This is a genomic window from Saccharomonospora marina XMU15, assembly GCF_000244955.1.
Lineage (GTDB): Bacteria > Actinomycetota > Actinomycetes > Mycobacteriales > Pseudonocardiaceae > Saccharomonospora_A > Saccharomonospora_A marina.
Genome location: NZ_CM001439.1, coordinates 1,828,753 through 1,851,339, shown reverse-complemented (window position 1 = coordinate 1,851,339; position 22,587 = coordinate 1,828,753). Strand labels below are relative to the sequence as shown.

The following is a 22,587-nucleotide window of genomic DNA, read 5'->3' as shown; positions in this document are numbered from 1 at the left end:
GCCCCGCACGCGGGCAGGCCGGTGAACGAGTCACCGGCGACGGCCGCTACACGTACAGCGGATGCTTGTCGGCGAGCAGGCTGACGCGCGAACCCAGTTCGTCCCGCGTGGCCTCGTCGAACTCGGGCAGCAGCGCGCGGGCGATGATGTCGGCGACCTCGGTGAAGTCGTCCGCGCCGAAACCACGGGTGGCCAGCGCGGGGGTGCCGATCCGAAGGCCCGAGGTCACCATCGGTGGGCGGGGGTCGAACGGCACGGCGTTGCGGTTGACCGTGATCCCGATCGAGTGCAGCCGGTCCTCGGCCTGCTTCCCGTCCAGTTCGGACTTCACGAGGTCGACGAGTACCAGGTGAACGTCGGTGCCTCCGGTGAGCACCCGCACGCCCGCGGTGGCGCAGTCGGGTTCGCTCAACCGCTGCGCGAGCAGCTTGGCACCCTGCAACACCCGCTGCTGGCGATCACGGAACTCCTCGCTCGCCGCGATCTTCAGCGCCACCGCCTTGGCCGCGATCACGTGCTCCAGCGGACCGCCCTGCTGGCCGGGAAACACCGCCGAGTTCAGCTTCTTGGCATGTTCCTTGCCGCACAACACGATTCCACCGCGCGGACCGCCGAGCGTCTTGTGGGTCGTGGTGGTGACGATGTCGGCGAACGGTACGGGATTGGGGTGCAGGCCCGCCGCGACCAGCCCCGCGAAGTGGGCCATGTCGACCATCAGCTTCGCGCCCACCGAGTCGGCGATGCGCCGGAACTCGGCGAAATCCAGCTGCCTCGGGTATGCCGACCAGCCCGCGATGATGAGCTTGGGCCGGTGCTCGGTGGCCAGCCGGTCCACTTCGGCCATGTCGATCAGCCCGGTCTCGGCGTCCACGTGGTAGGCCACGACGTTGTAGAGCCTGCCGGAGAAGTTCAGCCGCATGCCGTGTGTGAGGTGGCCGCCGTGCGCGAGGTCGAGACCGAGAATGGTGTCTCCCGGCTCCAGCATCGACACCATCGCCGCCGCGTTGGCCTGGGCACCGGAGTGCGGCTGTACGTTGGCGTGTTCGGCGCCGAACAGTGACTTCGCCCGCTCGATCGCCAGGTTCTCCACCACGTCGACGTGCTCGCAACCGCCGTAGTAGCGACGGCCGGGGTAGCCCTCGGCGTACTTGTTGGTCAGCACCGAGCCCTGTGCCTGCAGCACCCCGGCGGGCGCGAAGTTCTCCGAGGCGATCATCTCCAGCGTCGAGCGCTGCCGGGTCAGCTCGGCAGCCACCGCCTCGGCGACCTCGGGGTCGACAGTGGACAGGTCGGCGTCGAACGAGCTCATGTCAGCCCTCCTGGATCAGTGCGGCGTAGGCGTCGGCGGCGAGCAGTTCGGGCACGCTGCTCGCGCGTACCCGCAACAGCCAGCCCGCGTCGTAGGGGTCTGCGTTCACGGTCTCCGGTTTGTCCACCACGGACTGATTGACCTCGACGACCTCTCCTGTCACGGGCGAGTACAGGTCGCTGACCGACTTGGTCGACTCGATCTCGCCGCAGACCTCGCCCGCCGTCACCTTGTCGCCGACATCGGGCAGTTGCACGTAGACCACGTCGCCGAGTGAGTCGGCGGCGAAGGCCGTCACACCGATGGTCACCACCTCATCGCCGCTGACCCACTCGTGCTCACGGGTGTAGCGCAGATTCTCCGGGATGTTCATCAAAACCCTTTCGGCTGTTTCTAGGTGGTGGGCCGCTTGTAGAACGGCATGGCGACGACCGTCACGGGCTGCGTCCGCCCTCGGATGTCGGCGCCGAGTTCGGTGCCGGGCTCGGCGAACTCGCCTTCCACGTAAGCCATAGCGATCGGGTAGCCCAGCGTCGGCGACAGCGCCCCGCTGGTGACCTCGCCAACGGCCCGCTCACCGTGTAGCACCCGGTAGCCGTGCCGGGGCGCGCGCCTGCCCTCGCCGCGCAAACCCACCAGCACGCGGTCGGGTTCGGGGGCCTTCTCCAGCGCGGCCCTGCCGACGAAGTCACCGGGCTTGTCGAACTTCACCACCCGGCCCAGGCCCGCGTGCATCGGCGTCAACTCGGTGCCCAACTCGTTGCCGTACAGCGGCATCCCCGCCTCGAGCCGCAGCGTGTCGCGGCACGCCAGACCGCAGGGCAGCAGGCCGTGCGGCTCGCCGGCCGCCGCCAGCGACTGCCACACCGACACCGCCTCACCGGCGTCGGCGAACACCTCGAAGCCGTCCTCCCCGGTGTAGCCGGTGCGGGCCAGCAGCACCTCGTGCTCGCCGACGCGGGCTGGCATGCTCGCGTAGTACTTCAGTCCGGAAAGGTCCGCGCCCGTGGCCGCCGCCACGATCGCCGGCGAGTGCGGGCCCTGCACGGCGATCAGTGCGGTCGCCTCGGAGCGGTCGTCCACGTGGGCGTCGAAGCCGCTGGCCCGTTCCCGCAGTCGCTGGGCGACCACGGTGGCGTTGCCCGCGTTGGCCACGACGAGAAACCGGTCCTGCTCCGGCCGGTAGACGACGAGATCGTCCAGCACGCCGCCGGACTCCTCGCACATCATCGTGTAGCGCGCGCGGCCGGCCTTCACCGCGGACAGCTTGCCGACCAGCGCGTAGTCCAGCGCCTGCGCCGCCTGCGGCCCGGACAGCTCGATCTCGCCCATGTGGGAGAGGTCGAACTGGCCTGCCGCCTCGCGTACGGCCTTGTGCTCGACCAGTTCGCTGGAGTAGCGCACCGGCATCGACCAGCCCGCGAAGTCGGTGAACGAGGCACCGAGTTGGAGATGCACCTCGTGCAGCGGAGTCTTCAGAGTTGTCGGAGTCGTCGCAGTCTTCGCGGTCTTCGCGGAGTTCACCGGGCTCGCCTCAGCTCTCGTAGGTGGCGATGGGCGGGCACGAGCACACCAGGTTGCGGTCGCCGTAGGCGCCCTCGATGCGCCGCACCGGCGAGAAGTACTTGCCCTTGACCGCCCTGTTGCCGGGGTAGGCGGCGAGCATCCGGTCGTAGGGCAGCTCCCACTCCCCCGCGAGTTGCTCCGCCGTGTGCGGCGCGTTGCGCAGCGGGCTCTGCTCCACGCTCCAGCGTCCGGACGCGACGTCGTCGATCTCGCGCCGGATGGCGATCATCGCGTCGCAGAACCGGTCCAGCTCCGCGAGGTCCTCGCTCTCGGTGGGCTCCACCATCAGCGTGCCCGCCACCGGGAACGACATCGTCGGGGCGTGGAAGCCGTAGTCGATCAGTCGCTTGGCGACGTCGTCCACGGTCACGCCGGTCTGCTTCGTCAGCTGGCGCAGGTCCAGAATGCACTCGTGGGCCACGAGCCCGTTCTGCCCGGTGTACAGCACCGGGTAGTGCGGCGCGAGCCTCGCGGCGACGTAGTTGGCCGCGAGCACGGCGACCTGGGTGGCACGGGTCAGTCCTGCCGCGCCCATCATCCGTACGTAGGCCCACGAGATCGGCAGGATCGACGCGGAACCGAACGGAGCGGCCGAGATGGGGCCAACCCCGGTGCTCGGGCCCGCCGCCGGGTGCAGCGGGTGGTTGGGCAGGTAGGGCGCCAGGTGGGAGCGCACCGCCACCGGGCCGACCCCGGGACCACCACCGCCGTGCGGGATGCAGAACGTCTTGTGCAGGTTCAGGTGCGACACGTCGCCGCCGAACTCGCCGGGCTTGGCGAGCCCGAGCAACGCGTTGAGGTTCGCGCCGTCGACGTAAACCTGGCCGCCGCCCTCGTGCACGATCCTCGCCAGCTCGCCGATGCCCTGCTCGTACACCCCGTGGGTGGAGGGGTAGGTGACCATGATGGCGGCGAGCGTGTCGCTGTGTTCCTCCACTTTGGAGCGCAGGTCGGCGAGGTCGACGTCGCCGTCGACCGTGCAGGCCACCACGACGACCCGCATTCCGGCGAGCACCGCCGAGGCCGCGTTGGTGCCGTGCGCGGAGGAGGGGATGAGGCACACGTCGCGGTTGGGTTCGCCGTTGCCGCGGTGGTAGGCGCGGATGGCGAGCAGCCCGGCCAACTCGCCCTGGCTGCCCGCGTTGGGTTGCAGCGACACCCTGTCGTATCCGGTGACCTCGGCCAACCACGTGCACAGCTGGTCGATCAGTTCCCGGTAGCCCTGCGCGTCCTCCTCCGGCGCGAAGGGGTGCACGTCGCTGAACTCCGGCCAGGTGACGGGCTCCATCTCCGTGGTGGCGTTGAGCTTCATCGTGCAGGAGCCGAGCGGGATCATGCCACGATCGAGCGCGAAGTCGAAGTCGGCGAGCCTGCGCAGGTAGCGAAGCATCGCGGTCTCGCTGTGGTAGCGGTGGAACACCTCGTGGGTCAGGTACTCGCTGCCGCGCTGCAGACCGGCGGGCAACGCGGGGGAGGGCGCTGCCCGCTCGGCGGGTTCGCCTGCCACACCGAAGGCCGCGAGCACGGCACGCAGCACGCGAGCGTCGGTCTTCTCGTCGCAGGCCACGCGCACGTGGTCGGGGTCGGCGAGCCCGAGGTTGACACCTTCCTGCCTCGCCGCCGTGACCACGGCGGCCGCCCTGCCCGGCACGCGGGCGAGCACGGTGTCGAAGAAGTGGCCGTGCACCACCTCGACACCGCCGCCGCGAAGCGCGTCGGCGAGCGCGGTGGCGTTGCCGTGCACCCGCTGCGCGATCCTGCGCAGCCCGTCGGGGCCGTGGTAGACGGCGTACATCGAGGCGATCACGGCGAGCAGCACCTGAGCGGTGCAGATGTTGCTCGTCGCCTTCTCTCGACGGATGTGCTGCTCCCGGGTCTGCAACGCCAGCCGGTAGGCGGGGGCGCCCGCCGTGTCGATCGAGACACCGACGAGCCTGCCCGGCAGCGAGCGCTCGAGCCCGGAACGCACGACGAGGTACCCGGCGTGCGGACCGCCGTAACCCAGCGGCACCCCGAACCGTTGTGTGGTGCCTGCCGCGAGGTCGGCGCCGAACTCACCGGGCGGGGTCACCATCGTCAGCGCCAGCAGGTCGGCCGCCACGCAGTACAGCGCGCCAGCCTGCTTGGCGGCTTGGCCGATCCGGGAGTAGAAGTCGCCTTCGCGCAGCACGCCCGAGGCGCCCGGGTACTGCACGATCACGCCGAAGAACTCCTCGGGCAGGCCCTCGGCGAGGTCGCGCACATCGACCTCGATGCCCACCGCCTCGGCCCTCGTGCGCACGACGGCGATCGTCTGCGGCAGGCATTCCGCGTCGAGCACCACGGTGTTCGACTTGGCCTTGGCGACACGTCGCATCAGCAGCACCGCCTCGGCCACCGCGGTGGACTCGTCGAGCAGCGACGCGTTCGCCGTGGCGAGGCCGGTGAGGTCGGCGACCATGGTCTGGAAGTTGAGCAGCGCCTCCAGCCTGCCCTGCGATATCTCCGGCTGGTAGGGCGTGTAGGCGGTGTACCACGCCGGGTTCTCCAGCACGTTGCGCCTGATCACGGCGGGGGTGATGGTGTCGTGGTAGCCGAGGCCGATCAGCTGCGTCATCGGCCGGTTGCGGCCTGCCAGCGCCCGCAGTTCGGCGATCGCCTCCTGCTCGGAGGCGGCGGCGGGCAGGTTCAGCTCGTCCGCCGAGCGGATGGCCGACGGCACCGCGGCGGCGAGCAGACCTTCGAGGCTGCCGTAGCCGCATTCGGCCAGCATCTTGGCCTGCTCGGACTCGCTGGGCCCGAGGTGGCGGGAGGCGAACGCGCCCGGGGCTTGTGGGTTAGGTGACAGCTCTGGCATCGGGAGCTCCTTCGCGCGCGTACGACAGGCATACCCGTCCGTACTGGGAACTCCCCCTCTGTCATGGCACCTGAGAGTTTCACCGTGCGTGCACGGCTTTCACCTTGGGTGAGGCTTCGAGCCTGCTTTCCAGAGTGGCCTCGCCGAAAGCGGTAGCGGTACCTGAGAGATTGTGGGGCGTTTGCTCCTTCGGTGCCCCGCCGACTACACGGGGGCTCTCCCGCTCCGGCTCATACGGCCGACGTATTCGGTTATGGACAAATAACGTACGCGACGCTCGGCCATCCGTCCACCACGCCGGGCGAACAGTGACACAGCACGCGTCGCCACGCGCCAGGCGCGAACCCCTGGCGCGTGGGGTCACAGCGGCGTCACGTAGGCGCCCGCGATGCCGCCGTCGACAAGGAACTGCGACGCGGTGATGAAGGAGGCGTCGTCACTGGCCAGGAACGCCACGGCGGCGGCGATCTCCTCCGGCTCGGCGAACCGGCCCATGGGCACGTGCACCAGCCTGCGGGCCGCGCGCTCGGGGTCCTTGGCGAACAGTTCCTTCAGCAGCGGGGTGTTCACCGGCCCAGGGCACAGCGCGTTGACCCGGATGCCTTCGCGGGCGAACTGCACTCCCAGTTCGCGGCTCATCGACAGTACCCCGCCCTTGGACGCGGTGTAGGAGATCTGCGAGGTGGCCGCGCCCATCACCGCGACGAACGAGGCCGTGTTGATGATCGAGCCCTTGCCCTGCCTGCGCATGTGGCCGATGGCGTGCTTGCAGCACAGGTAGACCGAGGTCAGGTTCACCTCCTGCACCTTGCGCCAGGCGTCCAGCCCGGTGGTGAGGATCGAGTCGTCCTCCGGCGGGGAGATACCGGCGTTGTTGAACGCGATGTCGACCGAGCCGAAACGCTCGACGGCGGCGGCGAACATGGCCTCCACCTCGCTCTCGACCGTGACGTCGGCCTGCACGAACTCGCCGCCGACCTCCTGTGCCGCCGCCTTGCCCGCGGCGATGTCCACGTCGCCGATGAGGACCTTGGCCCCCTCCTGCGCCAGCCTGCGCGCCGACGCGAGCCCGATCCCACTTCCGCCGCCGGTGATCACGGCGACCCTGTCCTGCAACCGCTTGCTCATCGGTTCCCCTCCGTGCTGATGAAGACGTTCTTGGTCTCGGTGAACGCCTCGACCGCGTCCGGGCCGAGTTCCCTGCCGAGGCCGGACTGCTTGAAGCCGCCGAACGGCGTCCAGTACCGCACCGACGCGTGCGAGTTCACCGAGAGGTTGCCCGCCTCGACACCGCGGCTGACGCGCAGCGCGCGGCCGACATCGCTGGTCCAGATGGAGCCGGACAACCCGTACTCGGTGTCGTTCGCCAGCGCGATCGCCTCGGCTTCGTCGGAGAACGGCACGACGGCCACGATCGGGCCGAAGATCTCCTCGGTGAGCAGCGGATCGGTGACATCGCGCGGCGTCACCACGGTTGGCGGGAACCAGAACCCCGGCCCTTCGGGCGCGCTGCCGGTGAACGCCACCGGCGCGGCACCGTCAAGGTAGGCGGCGACCGAGGCCCGATGCTCGGCGGAGATCAGCGGCCCCATCTCGGTGCTCTCCTCGCCGGGGTCGCCGACGACCACGCCCTTGACCGCCGGTTCGAGCAACTCCATGAAGCGGTCGTAGACCTCGGCCTGCACCAGAATCCGGGAGCGCGCGCAGCAGTCCTGGCCCGCGTTGTCGAAAACCCCGTAGGGAGCGGTGGCCGCGGCGCGTTCCAGGTCGGCGTCGGCGAAGACGATGTTGGCGTTCTTGCCGCCCAACTCCAGGGTCACCCGCTTCACCTGCTGCGAGCAGCCTGCCATGATCTGCTTTCCGACCTCGGTGGAGCCGGTGAACACCACCTTGCGCACGGCGGGGTGCTCGACGAACCGCCGACCCACCACAGAGCCCTTGCCCGGCAGCACCTGGAACACGTCCTGCGGGATGCCTGCCTCGCGCGCCAGTTCCGCCAGCCGCAGCGCCGTCAGCGGGGTCAGTTCGGCGGGCTTGAGCACCACGGTGTTCCCGGCCGCGAGCGCGGGCGCGAAGCCCCAGCCCGCGATGGGCATCGGGAAGTTCCACGGCACGATCACGCCGACCACACCGAGCGGCTCTGCGAAGGTGATGTTCACCCCGCCCGGCACGGGGATCTGCTTGCCGATCAGCCGCTCCGGTGCCGCCGCGTAGTAGTGCAGCACGTCGCGGACGTTGCCCGCCTCCCAGCGCGCGTTGCCGATGGGGTGGCCGGAGTTGGCCACCTCCAACTGGGCGAGGTTCTCCAGGTCGGCGTCCACGGCGTCGGCGAAGCGGCGCAGCAACCGCGCCCTGTCGCCGGGAGCGACCGCCCGCCACGACGGGGCTGCCGCACTCGCCCGCTCGATGGCCGCATCGGCCGCTTCGGCGCTGGTCAACTCCACCGTGCGGATCACTTCCGCGGTGGCCGGATTGACCACTTGGCATGCTGTCATCGGTTGGCAGCCTCCTTCACCAGCGCCGCGAACAGGCGCACGTCGTCACCGGTCTGTTCGGGGTGCCACTGCACCCCCACCACGAACGGTTCACCTGGCACCTCGATCGCCTCGACCGTGCCGTCGGCCGTCCAACCGACCGCGCGCAGCCCGGTGCCCAGCCGCTCCACGGCCTGGTGGTGGTAGCACCGGCAACCGGCGCTCTCCCCCAGGATCGCGCCGACGCGGCTGCCCGGCTCCAGCCGCACCTCGGTGGTGCCGTAGACGCCGGGAGCGGGCTGGTGTCCGGTGTCCCCGATGCGCTCGGGCAGGTGCTGGGTGAGCGTGCCGCCGAGTGCCACGTTGAGCAGTTCCATCCCCCTGCACACGGCCAGCACCGGTACCGAACGCTGCAGCGCCGCGCCGAGCAGGGCCAACTCGGCGGCGTCGCGCTCCGGCCGGGTCACCGTGGCCGGATGGGGCTCGGCGCCGTAACGGGCGGGGTCCACATCGGCCCCTCCCGCGAGCACGAGACCGGACACGGCGCCGATCGCCGCGGCGTGGCCGTCACCGAGTGAGGGCAGCAGCACCGGAACACCACCCGCGCGCAGCACGCAGTCGACGTAGTCACGGTGCAGCAATACCGCCTCGGTGTCCCACACCCCCCACCTGGCGCGCTCCACATAGGTGGAGATGCCGATGAGGGGACCGGGGTCAGAGCCGCTCGAAGCCACGGATGCGCTCCCAGTCGGTGACCGCGGCATCGAAGGCGGCCTGCTCGATCCGCGCCGCGTTGAGGTAGTGCTCCACCACGTCGTCGCCGAACGCGGCGCGCGCCACCTTGCTGTCCCGAAGCGACTCCGCCGCGTCGCGCAGTGTCGAGGGCACGGTGGGCGCGTCGGATTCGTAGGCGTTGCCGGTGTTCTCCGGCTCCAGCGGCAGTTCGTTGTCGATCCCGTGCAGGCCCGCGGCGATCAGCGCGGCGACCGCCAGGTAGGGGTTGACGTCGCCGCCGGGTACGCGGTTCTCCACGCGCAGCGAATCGCCGTGGCCGACGACCCGGAGGGCGCAGGTGCGGTTGTCGGTTCCCCACGCGACGGAGGTGGGCGCGAAGCTGCCACGCGCGTAGCGCTTGTAGGAGTTGATGTTGGGAGCGAAGAAGTACGTCAGCTCCCGCAGGCAGGCCAGTTGCCCGGCCAGGAAGTGCCGCATGAGCGGGGAGAAACCGTGTTCGTCGTCCCCGGCGAGCACGGCCTCGCCTTCGGTGGAACGCAGGCTGATGTGGATGTGGCAGGAGTTGCCCTCACGCTCGTTGTACTTGGCCATGAAGGTCAGGCTCTTGCCCTGCTGCGCGGCGATCTCCTTGGCACCGACCTTGTAGATGCTGTGGTTGTCGCAGGTGGACAGTGCGTCGGTGTATCGGAACGCGATCTCGTGCTGGCCGGGGTTGCACTCGCCCTTGGCCGACTCCACGTACATCCCGGCGCCCGCCATCGCGTTTCGAATCCGGCGCAGCAGCGGTTCCACCCTGGCCGTTCCCAACATCGAGTAGTCCACGTTGTACTGGTTGGCCGGGGTGAGCTCGCGGTAGCCGCGCTGCCAGGCCTGCTCGTAGGTATCGTCGAAGACGATGAACTCCAGCTCGGTGCCCACGTACGCCGCGAGCCCGCGTTCGGCCAGCCGGTCGAGTTGGCGGCGCAGCACCTGCCTTGGCGAGACGGCCACCTCACCGCCCTCCACCCACTCGACGTCACACAGCACCAGCGCTGTGCCCTCGTGCCACGGCAGCAGGCGCAGCGTTGCGAGGTCGGGCCGCAGCACGAAATCGCCGTAGCCGCGGTCCCAGGAGGACATGGCGTAACCGTCGACGGTGTTCATGTCGACGTCGACGGCCAGCAGGTAGTTGCAGGCCTCCGTGGCGTGGTCGACCACCTCGTTGAGGAAGTAGTCGGCGGCGCAACGCTTGCCCTGCAACCGGCCCTGCATGTCGGTCATCGCGACCAGCACGGTGTCGACGGTGCCCTCGGCCACGAGGTCGCGCAGTGCGTCGAGGGTGAGCATGCCGTGACTGTTTCTCATCGAGACACCCTCTCGCAGCGCCTGGGCTCTTTCAAAGGATCGGTGCTGATCCATTCAGGTCACTTAGTACCCCGCACCAGCACGCTCGTCAAGGCCTTGACAAAGCCGATCCGGTGCATGACCCTCAGCGCACTTAAAGGACTGGCACGACATCCATTGAACTTTTCTGCCGAGGAGGCGTCGTGGCCGAGCACGTCGAGTACGACCAGGTTGACGACAACTACCTGAGACAGCGCCAACTCAAGCGCGGCGCCGCCGGCTGGCTGTTGCTGGCCGGTCTCGGGGTTTCCTACGTGATCTCCGGTGACTTCGCCGGCTGGAACTTCGGCCTTGCCGAGGGCGGCTGGGGTGGGCTGCTCATCGCCACCGTGCTGATGGCGTTCATGTACGGCTGCATGGTGTTCGGCCTCGCGGAGATGTCGTCGGCCATGCCGGTGGCCGGAGCGGGATACGGCTTCGCCCGGCGTGCACTCGGCCCGCTCGGCGGGTTCGCCACCGGCGTGGCGATCCTGATCGAGTACGCCATCGCACCGGCCGCGATCTCGATCTTCATCGGCGGCTACATCGAGACACTGGGGCTGTTCGGTATCACCAACAGCTGGCCGGTGTTCCTGGTCTGTTACATCATCTTCATCGGCATCCATCTCTACGGCGTCGGCGAGGCACTGCGGCTGATGTTCGCGATCACGGCGGTGGCCGTGGTGGCGCTGGTGGCCTTCGTCGTCGGTATGGTGCCGAAGTTCGACGTGGACAACCTGTTCGACATCGTGCCGGACGACGCCGTGGCGGGCGCGAGCAGTTTCCTGCCGTTCGGCATCACCGGCGCCATGGCCGCACTCGTTTACGGCATCTGGTTCTTCCTCGCCATCGAGGGCGTTCCGCTGGCCGCGGAGGAAGCGCGCGACCCGAAGAAGGACATGCCGCGCGGCATCATCGCGGGCATGGGGGCGCTGGTGGTGTTCGCGGCGCTGATCCTGCTGATCGCGCCCGGTGCCGCAGGATCGAGTGCCATCGCGTCATCTGACAACCCGCTGCCCGAGGCCGTGCGCGCCGCCTACGGCGGGGACAACTTCCTCGCGCAGTTCATCAACTACGTCGGTCTCGCCGGGCTGATCGCGAGCTTCTTCTCGATCATCTACGCCTACTCCCGGCAACTGTTCGCGCTGTCCCGCGCCGGGTACCTGCCGAGGTGGCTGTCGAAGACCGGTGCGCGCAAGACTCCCTACCTGGCGCTCATCGTGCCCGGCACGGTCGGGTTCATCCTCGCCGCCGCCACCCAGGACGGCGCACTGCTGATCAACATCGCGGTCTTCGGAGCCACCGTGTCCTACGTGTTGCTGAACCTTTCCCACATCGTGTTGCGGGTGAAGGAGCCGGGAATGGAGCGGCCCTACCGCACCCCTGGTGGCATCGTGACGACAGGCGTCTCGCTGGTGCTCGCCGTGGCGGCGGTCATCGCCACGTTCGTGGTCGACGAGATCGCGGCGGCCATCACGGCGTGCATCTTCCTCGCCGCGATCGCCTACTTCTGGTTCTACAGCAGGCACCGGCTCGTCGCGGCGGCACCGGAGGAGGAGTTCGCGGCCATCAAGCAGGCGGAGTCCGAACTGGAACGCGACTGACATTCGTCGGGGTCGGCCGAGACCAGCGGCCGACCCCGACTGTCAGGTCGCGACCCGGTAGTGGTATTCACTGACCTCGCCGAATCCCATCCCCTCGTACAGCCGCACGGCCGCCGCGTTGTCGCGTTCCACCTGCAGGTAAAGGTGGTCGGCTCCGTTCGCGTCCGCCCACCTCGCCAGTGCGGCGAGCACGCCACGTGCCGCTCCCCTGCCACGCGCCCGCGCTCGGGTGGCCATCCCGAACAGCCCCGCCCAGCCGGTGTCGGCGACCGCGCGGCCGACCGCGACGACCTCGTCCCCGGCGAGCGCGCAAGCGTATGCGGAGAGCGAGCGCACCCGCCGAAGCAGCGCCCACTCGCCGCTCGGATCGGTGTCGGTGCCGGACACGGCGTGCCAGGTCTCGAACCAGGCACGGGTGGGCCGCTCCTGCACTCGCAGGCACGGCGAGCCGGACCCGGCGCGCTCCAGCACCCGGCAGGTCGGCGCCGCCCGCAACGACATCAGCCCGTGCCGCCGGTACCCGCGTTCGGCCAGCAGTTCGTCAAGCCCTTCGGGAGCCACTCCCGCGGTGATCTGGAACCGAGCTTGTGATCCCCTTTCCGCGTAGTACCGCTCCACCTCGGTAACCCTGACCGCCAGTTCGCCTGGCCCGTCGGCGGTCCCGTGGGGCAGTACCGTCCCCACCCACCAAGCACAGCCCGGTGCGTGGCGCAGCCACCACCCTCCAAGACGTTCGACGTGCTCGGCAGGGAGAGCACGCGCCGCCCGCTCCTGCAGGTCTGTCGCGAGCGTGGGTTCGGATCCGCTGGGCACCCACCAATCCTGCGATACCGGCCAAGCACTTTTCCGCCGAACACCCGTGACGGTCACGTTGAAGCCCCCTCGGGCCCGTTGAAAAGCGCCAATCCATGGCACCGGACATTTCTCAACCGCTCCGGCCAGCCGAGATTGATCGAACAAGCCCCGCCGCTGGGCGAGGAAGCGGCGATCGTCATGACCAGCGGCGTGCCACCGACGACCCGCCACCATGGAGGCTGACGGGGCTGCTCGTAGCGCCCGTGAACCGCCGCGCAGGCGGCGGACCCGGGCGTACTCTGTCCCCCGTGAAGTTCAAGCTGGGCCAGGCAGTATGAGCGGACTGTCCGCGCGGCTGGCCGCGATCGTCGACGCACTACCACTCGCGCCGGGGATGCGCGTCCTGGAGATCGGTGGCGCTCCCGGCGCCGCGGCGAAGGCCGTCGCCCGGCGGGTAGGCGGGACAGGCGGGGAAACCGGCGGCCACGTGCTGATGATCGACCGCTCCGCCAACGGAATCGCGCTCACCCGGCAGAACGCGTCCGCCGAGATCGAAGCGGGCATGCTCAGCGTCCGCCAGGTCGCCGCGGAGGAGTTTCACCTGCTGCCAGGAGAAGCTCCGTTCGAGCTGGCTTTCGCCGTTCGGGTCGGCGCCCTCGACGGACGGCATCCCCGTGCAGGCAAGGTCGCACTCCGGCGTATCGCCGATGCTCTCACCCCGTCCGGGCGGCTGTTCATCGACGGCGGCGACCCGCTGCGTGAACTCCAACTCCCACCACGCGAGGGTTCCTGACGACAGCTCACTCCCGGCGGCGGCGTCGGCATGCTCGCCCGCCAGACCTGTCCGCTACGACGTGGCCCGCTGCTCCGGCGCAGGTCCACCACGCAGGCTATCGTCCTGCGCGACACCGGAGGCCGCCGTGATTCGGCGCGACCCCTTGGCATGGGAGAGGTCGCCGCCGGCCTGTCGATGCCCCGCCGGTGAGCCGACCGCGGTGGGCGATCCATCGACCGCGGGCAGCGAGGGATGCCACGAACTGATCACCTCGGCCGTCCAGCCGGGACCACCCTTGCCCGGGTGCGAAGGCCGCTGCCTCGGCAGCCGGTGCGCCTGCTTGGCCCGCCGTGCCAGGAAGTCGGCGGCGAACGCGACGAGCTCCGCCTTCGTGCCCAGCCCGAGCTTGCGTCTGATGTTGTGAGCATGATTGCGAACGGTGCTCTCGGTGACGAAGAGCTCCGACGCGATACCCGCGTAGGTTCTGCCCCTGCCCAACAGTTCGAGTATCTCCATCTCCCGCCGGGTCAGGCCCAGGTCCGTACTGGTCGACGCGAGTAGCTCCGCGATCTGATTCGCCAACGCACGTCGGTAGATCGACCCGTCCTCGCAGATTTCGCGGAGCGCGGCGTGCACATCAGTCGCGTTCGGCGCGTCCGCGGGAATGCCGTAGCGCACCAGGATCGTCTCGATCGTCTCGCGAAACCCGTTCGCGATCCTGCGCCGCTCGCGAAGAACCGCCCTGCGGGCACGCTCGTGGACGCGCACCTCCCGCGAGAAGGCGATCAGCAGCACCACAAGCGAAGACCACAGCAGCAGCAGGGATGGTCGCGGCTGGCCTTCCGCGAGCACGTTGGCCTGCAGATGCACCCGCAGCAGCAGCACTCCGAAGAAGACGAGCGCCCCCAGCAATGCACCGAAAAGGCCATAGTGCACCGCCAATCGGAACACCAGGAAGGGAAACAGCGCGATCGGCATCGCTTCCGGGTCGAACGCGAAGAGTACGAACAGCAGCCCGGCGATCGCGGCGTCGGCGAGCAGTCCGCCCGTCCGCAACCGACAGACATCGGGGAGTTCGCGCACCCGAGCGAGCCGACGAGAGTCGTAGACACTCAGGCCGACGGCCACTGCGGCCAGCACCACGGCGCCCACCCTGCTCAACGGGTCGAAGATCACCGCCATGCCGAGAACCAGCAGCGAGGCGAGGTAACGGACACGACACAGTAGCCGCTCACGCTCTCGCAGACACTGCACCTCGGGGTCGGTGACGCTGAGATCGCTCATACCTCGTCCTCTGCCGTAGAGGAAATCCAAAAACACTAACCGCGTCCAGCGGCGAGGACAACGTGTGTCTAGAGAACCCGGACACGACGTCCATGGATACCCGACCCGCCACTCCGACACCGTGAGCCGACTGTGCCGCCGAGATACCGGTGGTGGAACCCGGAGAAGCGGAGGACGGCGCGATGCGTCACCAGCACGACAGCAACGACCCCACCGGCCGAGCGCCCACGGCGGACGGCGAGCCTGGCGACGGCCACGGGTCCCCGATGGGTCGCCGCGGCCTACTCAAGGCGCTCGGCGCGGCGGGGCTCGCCGTCGGGCTCGGCCCGGTGGTCGCCGCACACGCGGGCGAGGGACCTGCTGCCAGGCAGGCGATGAGCCGAAGCCGGGCCGTCGCCAGCGGCGCCGCGAGCCACCTGACGATCTTGCAGACCGCCGACTTCCACGGCCAACTCGAGACGCACGATGAGTTCTTCTGGGAGAACGACCGCCCCGTCTTCCGCCGGACCGGAGGTTTCGCCCGGATCAAGAGCCTCGTCGACCAGGTTCGAGCGGAGAACCCGGGCGGGACCGTGCTGGCCGACTGCGGTGACTGTTTCCAGGGCAGCGGCTACGCGGCGCTGAGCCGGGGCGAGGTGATGGCCCCGATCATGCGCGAAATGGGCTACGACCTCGTTCTCCCCGGCAACTGGGAGGTCGTCTACGGCAAGGACCAGCTACTGAAGGTGATCAACGACTACGGCTCCCCCGTCATCTGCACCAACATGTTCCACGACGAGAACGGGCAACCGGGTGACTTCCTCTTCAGACCCCACCACGTGTTGGAGGTCGCCGGCACGCGTATCGGGGTGATCGGCTTCAACGAACCTCGAGTTCCCGTCCGTCAGGACCCGGAATACAGCGTCGGCATGAAGTTCACCTTTCCCGAGTACAACGCGGCCGAGCACATCCGCATGCTGCGCGAGGGCGAGGGCTGTGCCCTCGTGCTGGCGATGACCCACATGGGCATCGCGCAGCAGGTGGGATTGGCTTCGCACGACTACATGGCCGGCGTCGACTACATCCTCGGCGCAGACACCCACGAACGTATCCGCAACCCCATCCAGGGCGAGCAGTGCCGCGTCACCGAGCCGGGCGCGTTCGGGTCGTTCGTCGGTCGGCTCGACGTGGTGGTGGAGAACGGCAAGGTCCGGGAGCAGGGCTACGAGCTGATGGAGGTGGCGCAGCGCCGCTACACCGAGGAACCGCGCATGCGGGCAACCGTCAGCAGGTCGGCCGGGCCGTACGCGGCCCGCTTGGAGAAGGTGATCGGCCATACGAGGACCCCGCTGATGCGTTACTACATCCTCGAGACGCCGATGGACAACATGATCACCGATGCGATGTTCGAGAAGGCGCGCCCGGACGTCGCGCTGTCCAACGGATTCCGCTTCTGCCCACCGCTGGTGCCGGGGCCGAGCGGCCTGGCCCGGATCACCGAGGACTACCTCTGGAGCATGCTGCCCGTCAACGCCGGGGCCCAGTCGGCCGACGTGCAGGGCTCCTTGCTGCGGCCATGGCTGGAAAAGGAGCTCAACAACGTCTTCGCCTCCGACCCGACCGAACGCTTCGGTGGCTGGGTGGTGCGGATGCGCGGTATGGAAGTGAACTTCACCGCGGGCAAACCGTTCGGCGAGCGGGTGAACTCGATCAAGATCGGTGGTGAGCCCGTCGACCCGGACCGGATGTACCGGGTCGTGGCCTGCGAGCGCGGTGGCGATCCCTCGGACGTGCTGTGCCGCATCAAGGGTGTGCGCAACAAGACCACGCTCGGTTTCACGCTTCACGACGCGGTACGTGAGTACTTGCGAATCCACTCCCCGATCTCCCCTCGGCTGGAAGGCAGGGTCACCGCCACCGACTTGCCGCCAACCTCGCTCGGGCAGTTCCCCGGCACCGACTACGAGTTCCGCTGAACCGCCAGCTCGCGGGCAGACCAGACCCGGGAGGAAATGGAGGAACACCATGAAAACAGCGGCCAGAAAGCGCCGAATGCCGGGGCGGAAGGCAACACACGCCTGGCTCGTCCGCGCGGCGGCGGCGGTGATACTCGTCGCGCCCCTCACCGCCTGGACTGCCGGGGAACGTGAGCTCGACCCCGCAACGGACAGGTTCGCCCTTGCCCCCAGGATCTACACGATAACTCCGTCCTCGGAGCCCGGCGCGATTAACGGGCCCTCCAGCGTCAAGGTCTGGGAGGCCGAGACGAACGACCTGATCAAAGAGGTGGCGGTGCCCTCCGACCGGTCGGACGGCGTCTCCAAGCCACACCACTTCATGGCCGTACCTGGACGCAACTTCGCGTTCGTGATGGCCTTCGCGCCGTCGTCGTCCATCAAGGTCTTCGACATGGTGACCAACGAATTCACCAACGAGATCCCCACCGGACTGGGCGCGCGACACCTGGAGTTCGACCCGAACGGCGCGATCGCCTACAGCGCGAACTTCGACGGTGACAGCATCAGCGTGATCAATATCAACGCGCAGCAGACCATGGCCACCATCCCGGTCGGTGATCGGCCCAATTACGTCGAGCACGTTCGAACCAAGAACGGGCCACGACTTTTCGTAAGCAACTTCGGCGAGGACACCGTCACCGTCATCGACGCGGACACCTACCAGGTCATCGACACGATCACGGTGGGAGACGGGCCGTTCAACATGGCCGAAACCTTCGACCACAAGGCACTCGCCACCGCCGATGCCCGCAGCAACACCGCGACGTTCGTCGACGTCAATACGCTCGAAGTGACCGACCAGATCGACATCGAGGGCGAGCACCGCACCGACCTCCCGGCGTCGGCGTTCCAGCGATTGAACCCTCGGATCACTCCCGACGGGAAGTGGCTCCTCATCGGCAACCAGGACGCCTCGGCCGTCAGTGTCATCAACATCGCCGAGCGCAGGCTGGAAAAGCTGATCCCCGCCGGTCTGGGCGCAGACATCGCCTTCTTCCCGAAAGGTCCGGCCGAAGGGTACGCGTTCGTGACCAACCGATACGACAACTTCGTGACCGTGATGAAGCTGAACGGCGACGACCCGCCGACGTTCCACAAGAACATCCCGACCGGGCGGATCGGCTCCCACTACGCCACCTTCAACCAGGACTGGAGTGAGGGAGTCGTCTCCGAGCGTCCAGGGCGCGCGTACTCGGTCATCGACATGACGAAGCTGAGGGAAACCGCGAACGTCTGGGTCGGCGGCGGCCCCGGCCCCTCCGAACCCGACTCCAGCCAGGACTACACCAGAGCCGGTCCCGACATGGCGGTGTACGTCTGGTTCGACAGGGGCAAGGCGATGGTGCACCCGGAGCGGGGCGAAGTCTGAGCTAGCGCGCGGCCTGGGATCGCTGGGAACTGCGACCCCAGGCCGCGCCCACCGCGGCGGAAGGAACTCGATGACAGGGACGCGGAAACCTCACGACTACCCGCGGAGCACCTCATGCTGACCCGACGCGACCTGCTACTCGCGGGCTCCGGCGTGGCCGCGGCGATGCTGCTGAGCCTGCGCGACGCTCCAGCTCGCGAGGCAGCCGCCGCGCGACTGCCTCGCTTCGTCGATCCACTCGCGTTACCCCCCACGTTGCGAGCAGGTCATGACGGGGGTATCCGGATGACGATGCGCCCAGGACGGCAGCGCGTGCACGCGGCATTGTCGGACACTGCGATCTGGGGCTTCGACGGCGGCGAAGGGCCGACGTGGCCAGGACCCACCATCGAGGCCGTCCGGGACGTTCCACTGTGGATCGCCCAGCACAACGCGCTCGGCAGGCAGCACCTGTTCCGCGACTCGATCGACCCCGCGACGTGGCACGGGACGTTCCCCGAGTTCGACGGGCGCGAGCTCGGTGAGGAACAGGTGGGCACGCCGCGGGCTGCCACCCACCTGCACGGCGCGCGGGTCGCACCCGGTGACGACGGCTTCCCCGACGCGTGGTCGCTGCACGGTGAGACGATCAACTACCACTACCCGAACCAGCAGCACCCGCTCAGCCAGCGCGCCCCGGCGTTGTGGTACCACGATCACGCGGCCGCGATCACCCGGCTGAACGCCTACGCCGGGCTCGCCGGCTTCTACCTGATCCGCGATCCGCTCGAGGAGGAACTCGGCCTGCCCGCCGGGCTTCCCTACGAATTGCCGCTGATGATCCAGGACCGCGACTTCCACGAGGACGGCACGCTGGCTTACCCACCCGGCCCGTGGGTCGGGAACGTGCAGGGCGCCGTCGCGATCGTCAACGGCACCGCGTGGCCGCGCCATGATGTGGACCGCGGGGTCTACCGCCTGCGGCTACTCAACGCCGCCCAGCACCGCACATTCCACCTGGCCCTGGACCATGGCAGGTTCACCGTGCTCGGCACGGACGGGGGATTGCTGGCCAAGCCGGTGGCAGGCGTGCGAACGGTCGCACTGGCCCCGGCGGAACGACTCGACGTCCTCGTCGACTTCTCCTCCGCGCCGGCGGGCGCGAAGGTGCGCCTGCTCAACGTCGCGCCCGAGTCGAACCCACCAGGGCCGCGGATCAGCGAGATCATGCGGTTCGATGTCGGCCAACAGCTGGGGCACAGACCGGGGTTGCCGCGGCGGCTCGATCCGTGGTTCGAGTTGCTCGACCCGCGACGGGCCCGGGTGCGGCGGCGCATGCTGATGCAGCGGCTACGGCCGGACCGTCCAGCCTCGACCGCCAACCCGTGGCTGCTGTGGTATCACGACCCTGCGGTCCCGCCTGGGACGTACCCGGGCGTCGGTGACGGCTGGCGTCCTGGGTTCTGGAGCGACCCGGCGTTCGTCCGTCCCCATGCCGCTACGACGGAGGTCTGGTCGATCAGCAACCCGGCGCCGGTCGCGCATCCGATCCACCTGCACCTCGTGCAGTTCCAGATCCTGGCCCGGCACAACTCCGCAGGCCGACACCGGCCCGTCGGGTACGAAGGCGGCTGGAAGGACACGGTGTCGATCGGTCCACACGAGACCGTGGACCTCCTCGCCCGCTTCGACCTTCCGGACGCGACGCCCACTCCCGCCGCGTACCCCTGGCACTGTCATGTGCTCGAGCACGAGGACAACGACATGATGCATGCCTTCACGGTCGTCTGACGCCGCAACGTCGGACTGCGCGGACACGTCGGGGTCACGGTGCCGGCTGGTCGAGCCAGGCTCGGATGTGTTCGCCGTCCGCGTCCAGCACCGGCGGCGCGACATGCCGGTCGCGGGTGACCTCCGCGCCCTCGGTGTCGAAGAACCGCAGCGGCGGTCCCGCCAGCGTGACGGTGCCGAGCGTGTCGTGCTCGACGTCCACCACCAGCCCCTGGCTGCGGGTCTGCTCCCACTCGTAGACCTGGTCGATGGTGCGCACCCGCCCGGCGGGGATACCAAGGTCGGCCAGCCGCGCGAGCAGGTCAGCCGCCTTCCACATCGAGAACGTCTGCTCGATCATCTCGACGAGCTCGGCGTGGTTGGCCACCCGGTCGGCGTTGGTGGCGAACCTGCCATCGCCCGGGTCGAGGTCGAACCCCGCGCAGAACCTGGTCCACAGGTCCGTGCTGCCGACGGCGATCTGCACCGAACCGTCCGCGCAGCGGAACAGCCCGTACGGGGCGATGGAGGGGTGGTGGTTTCCCTGCGCCCGCCCGACCTCGCCCGCCACGGTCCAGCGGGTGGCCTGGAAGGCGTGCACCCCGACCCCCGCGGCGAGCAGTGAGGTACGGACCACCCTGCCCTTGCCGGTGTTGCCGCGTTCCAGCAGTGCGGCGAGCACGCCGTAAGCGCCGTACATCCCGGCGAGCAGATCACAGATCGGAGTGCCGAACTTCTGCGGCTGGTCCGGGCTGGGCCCGGTCAGCGACATCAGCCCGGCCTCGCCCTGCGCGATCTGGTCATAGCCCGCTCGCCCGCCCTCCGGCCCGTCGTGGCCGAACCCGGTGATGGACAGGATCACCAGCCGCGGGTTCAGCCGGTGCAACTCGGTGAAGCCGAGCCCGAGCCGGTCAAGCACCCCGGTTCGGAAGTTCTCCACGAGCACGTCCGCCCGCGCGATCATCCGAAGCAGCGTGGCGTGGTCGGCGGCGTTCTTGAGGTCGAGTGCGATCGATTCCTTGTTTCGGTTGGCGGAAAGGAAGTATGTCGACTCCTCGCCCGCTTCGCCGCTGTCGCGGTCCGGCCGCACGAACGGTGGACCCCAGCCCCTGGTGTCGTCGCCACGTCCGGGGGCCTCCACCTTGATGACGCGCGCTCCGAGGTCGCCGAGCATCATCGTCGCGTGCGGCCCCGCGAGCGCGCGGGAAAGATCCACCACCACCGTGCCGGACAGCGGGCCCGCGCCGCGCCCTGCCTGCTGTGTCGCCGTCGTCACGGCGTGCTCCCGTGTGAATCGTCGGTGTCCGCAGGCGGAACGGGTGCGCGCAGACCGGTTGCGGTGGCGGACTCGAACGCGTGTGCCAGTTGCAGCACGCCGAAGTCGTCTCCCGGTCGGCCCACGATCTGCAGGCCCACCGGAAGGCCGTCGTCGGTGAACCCGCACGGCACCGAGGCAGCAGGCAGCCCGGTAGCGGAAATCCAGTAGCACGACCGCATCCAGTCCAGGTAGGTCTCCGACTCCACCCCTGCGACCTCGGGCGGGTAGGGCAGTTCGACGTCGAAGGGCGGCACGGGCGACACCAGGGTCACCAGGAACTCATGGGTGTCGAGGAACTCGCGCATCCGGTGGTAGAGCGCGATCCGTCGCTGCTGCGCGCGAGCCAGATCATCCCCCGTCACCCGTTGCCCTACCTCGATGTTCCACGCGGCGCTCTCGCCGAACCACTCCGGATGCTCGCGGTAAAGCCCGCCGAGACTCAGCGCGTAGTACCAGGCACGCCAGGTGCGAAACGCGTCCTCGGCACCGGTGAGGTCCGGGTCGCGATCGACCACCCGGCAACCCAGTTCCCCCAGCACCTGCCTGCCCGGGGCCATCGCCCGCAATACTCGCTCGTCGACGGGCAGGCCACCCAGGTCGTCGCTCCACGCCACGGTGGTGCCGGTGAAGTCACGCTCGAGCGGGTCGGCGAACCTCGCTGCCGGAACGTGGTGGGACAGCGGTGAACGCGGGTCGGGTTCGGCCAGCACCCGCATCAGCAGCGCGACGTCGGCGACCGTCCGCGCCATCGGCCCCGCCACGCTCAGGGTGAACATCGGGTCCGCGGTCGGCCACATCGGCACCCTGCCGATGGATGGCCGCAGCCCCACCACGTTGCAGAAACTCGCCGGGTTGCGCAGCGACCCGCCCATGTCAGTGCCGTCGGCGATGGGAACCAGCCTGGCGGCCAGCGCGGCCGCCGCTCCCCCGCTGCTGCCGCCCACGGTCTTGGTCAGGTCGTAGGGGTTGCGGGTGACACCGAACAGCGGGTTGAACGTCTGCGACCCGGTGCCCCACTCCGGCGTGTTGGTCTTGCCGACCGTCACGGCTCCCGCCGAGGTCAGCCGCTCCACCACGATGCTGTCGAAGTCGGGAACGTAATCCGCCCGGGCTGGCGATCCGTAGGTCGTACGGATGCCCTTGGTCTCGGTCAGGTCCTTGTGGGCGACCGGGAGCCCGTGCAGCGGGCCGAGCGGCCCGCCGCTCATGATCGCCTCGTCCGCGGCCCGCGCCGCACGGTTCGCGTGCTCGCGTGCCACGGTGACGATCGCGTTCACCTTCGGATTCAACGCGTCGATGCGCTCAAGGTGCGCATCGAGCACTTCCCTGGCCGAAACCTCGCGCCGACGCAACATCGCGGCCAGCTCGGTGGCCGAGCGCAGGCACAGTTCTGCTTCTGACATGGCTTCTCTCG

The 22,587-nt window shown here is 69.0% G+C and carries 17 protein-coding genes and 1 riboswitch; of the genes, 5 read left to right on the top strand and 12 right to left on the bottom strand.

What is annotated here, in order from left to right:
• Positions 1-46: 46 nt before the first annotated feature.
• From glyA to SACMADRAFT_RS08710, 8 genes are all read right to left on the bottom strand, one after another.
• Positions 47-1,309 (bottom strand): serine hydroxymethyltransferase, encoded by a 1,263-nt coding sequence (gene glyA / locus SACMADRAFT_RS08745; RefSeq protein ID WP_009153443.1) that lies wholly within the window; start codon positions 1,307-1,309, stop codon positions 47-49.
• Between the two features lies 1 nt (position 1,310).
• Entirely contained in the window at positions 1,311-1,682 is a 372-nt protein-coding gene (gene gcvH / locus SACMADRAFT_RS08740) for a glycine cleavage system protein GcvH (protein WP_009153442.1), read from the bottom strand.
• A 20-nt stretch (positions 1,683-1,702) separates the two neighbouring features.
• Positions 1,703-2,833 (bottom strand): glycine cleavage system aminomethyltransferase GcvT, encoded by a 1,131-nt coding sequence (gene gcvT, locus SACMADRAFT_RS08735; protein WP_009153441.1) that lies wholly within the window; start codon positions 2,831-2,833, stop codon positions 1,703-1,705.
• Positions 2,834-2,843: 10 nt separating this feature from the next.
• On the bottom strand, positions 2,844-5,711 hold the full coding sequence (gcvP, locus tag SACMADRAFT_RS08730) for an aminomethyl-transferring glycine dehydrogenase (RefSeq protein ID WP_009153440.1): 2,868 nt from the start codon (positions 5,709-5,711) through the stop codon (positions 2,844-2,846).
• A gap of 48 nt (positions 5,712-5,759) precedes the next feature.
• Positions 5,760-5,854, bottom strand: a riboswitch (glycine riboswitch).
• Between the two features lie 217 nt (positions 5,855-6,071).
• On the bottom strand, positions 6,072-6,839 hold the full coding sequence (locus SACMADRAFT_RS08725; protein ID WP_009153439.1) for a 3-oxoacyl-ACP reductase: 768 nt from the start codon (positions 6,837-6,839) through the stop codon (positions 6,072-6,074).
• The gene (locus tag SACMADRAFT_RS08720; RefSeq protein ID WP_009153438.1) at positions 6,836-8,206 is read right to left on the bottom strand and encodes an aldehyde dehydrogenase family protein; all 1,371 of its coding nucleotides are present in this window, start codon (positions 8,204-8,206) and stop codon (positions 6,836-6,838) included. Before SACMADRAFT_RS08720 ends, SACMADRAFT_RS08725 begins: the two co-directional genes overlap by 4 nt.
• A complete protein-coding gene (locus SACMADRAFT_RS08715) occupies positions 8,203-8,919 on the bottom strand; it encodes a gamma-glutamyl-gamma-aminobutyrate hydrolase family protein (protein ID WP_009153437.1) in 717 nt (238 codons plus the stop codon). Before SACMADRAFT_RS08715 ends, SACMADRAFT_RS08720 begins: the two co-directional genes overlap by 4 nt.
• Positions 8,900-10,264 (bottom strand): glutamine synthetase family protein, encoded by a 1,365-nt coding sequence (locus SACMADRAFT_RS08710; protein WP_009153436.1) that lies wholly within the window; start codon positions 10,262-10,264, stop codon positions 8,900-8,902. The genes SACMADRAFT_RS08715 and SACMADRAFT_RS08710 overlap by 20 nt, the downstream gene beginning before the upstream one ends.
• Positions 10,265-10,446: 182 nt before the next feature.
• Here SACMADRAFT_RS08710 and eat point away from each other — a divergent pair, with 182 nt between their 5' ends.
• Positions 10,447-11,886 (top strand): ethanolamine permease, encoded by a 1,440-nt coding sequence (gene eat, locus SACMADRAFT_RS08705; RefSeq protein WP_009153435.1) that lies wholly within the window; start codon positions 10,447-10,449, stop codon positions 11,884-11,886.
• A gap of 42 nt (positions 11,887-11,928) precedes the next feature.
• On the opposite strand, the gene SACMADRAFT_RS08700 is transcribed toward eat, so the two are convergent.
• The gene (locus tag SACMADRAFT_RS08700; protein WP_009153434.1) at positions 11,929-12,699 is read right to left on the bottom strand and encodes a GNAT family N-acetyltransferase; all 771 of its coding nucleotides are present in this window, start codon (positions 12,697-12,699) and stop codon (positions 11,929-11,931) included.
• A gap of 316 nt (positions 12,700-13,015) precedes the next feature.
• Between SACMADRAFT_RS08700 and SACMADRAFT_RS08695 the strand changes: the two genes are divergently transcribed.
• Positions 13,016-13,474: an SAM-dependent methyltransferase gene (locus tag SACMADRAFT_RS08695; protein WP_009153433.1), complete on the top strand. Its 459-nt coding sequence runs from the start codon at positions 13,016-13,018 to the stop codon at positions 13,472-13,474.
• 54 nt (positions 13,475-13,528) lie between these two features.
• Here SACMADRAFT_RS08695 and SACMADRAFT_RS30795 read toward each other — a convergent pair whose 3' ends face one another.
• On the bottom strand, positions 13,529-14,740 hold the full coding sequence (locus SACMADRAFT_RS30795) for a helix-turn-helix transcriptional regulator (protein ID WP_009153432.1): 1,212 nt from the start codon (positions 14,738-14,740) through the stop codon (positions 13,529-13,531).
• Between the two features lie 149 nt (positions 14,741-14,889).
• On the opposite strand from SACMADRAFT_RS30795, the gene SACMADRAFT_RS08685 reads away from it, so the two are divergent.
• The 3 genes from SACMADRAFT_RS08685 to SACMADRAFT_RS08675 all read left to right on the top strand — a co-directional run bounded on the left by SACMADRAFT_RS08685 (position 14,890) and on the right by SACMADRAFT_RS08675 (position 19,876).
• On the top strand, positions 14,890-16,695 hold the full coding sequence (locus tag SACMADRAFT_RS08685; protein ID WP_232285562.1) for a bifunctional metallophosphatase/5'-nucleotidase: 1,806 nt from the start codon (positions 14,890-14,892) through the stop codon (positions 16,693-16,695).
• A 76-nt stretch (positions 16,696-16,771) separates the two neighbouring features.
• Entirely contained in the window at positions 16,772-18,106 is a 1,335-nt protein-coding gene (locus tag SACMADRAFT_RS08680) for a YncE family protein (RefSeq protein WP_040925609.1), read from the top strand.
• Between the two features lie 114 nt (positions 18,107-18,220).
• Positions 18,221-19,876, top strand: a complete 1,656-nt coding sequence (locus tag SACMADRAFT_RS08675) for a multicopper oxidase family protein (protein ID WP_009153429.1) — start codon at positions 18,221-18,223, stop codon at positions 19,874-19,876.
• Positions 19,877-19,910: 34 nt separating this feature from the next.
• Here the strand turns inward: SACMADRAFT_RS08675 and SACMADRAFT_RS08670 are convergent, their stop codons facing one another.
• Positions 19,911-21,131 carry a CaiB/BaiF CoA transferase family protein gene (locus SACMADRAFT_RS08670; RefSeq protein WP_009153428.1) on the bottom strand — a complete coding sequence of 407 codons (1,221 nt, stop codon included), beginning with the start codon at positions 21,129-21,131 and terminating at the stop codon, positions 19,911-19,913.
• On the bottom strand, positions 21,128-22,576 hold the full coding sequence (locus SACMADRAFT_RS08665) for an amidase (protein WP_009153427.1): 1,449 nt from the start codon (positions 22,574-22,576) through the stop codon (positions 21,128-21,130). The genes SACMADRAFT_RS08670 and SACMADRAFT_RS08665 overlap by 4 nt, the downstream gene beginning before the upstream one ends.
• Positions 22,577-22,587: the final 11 nt, after the last annotated feature.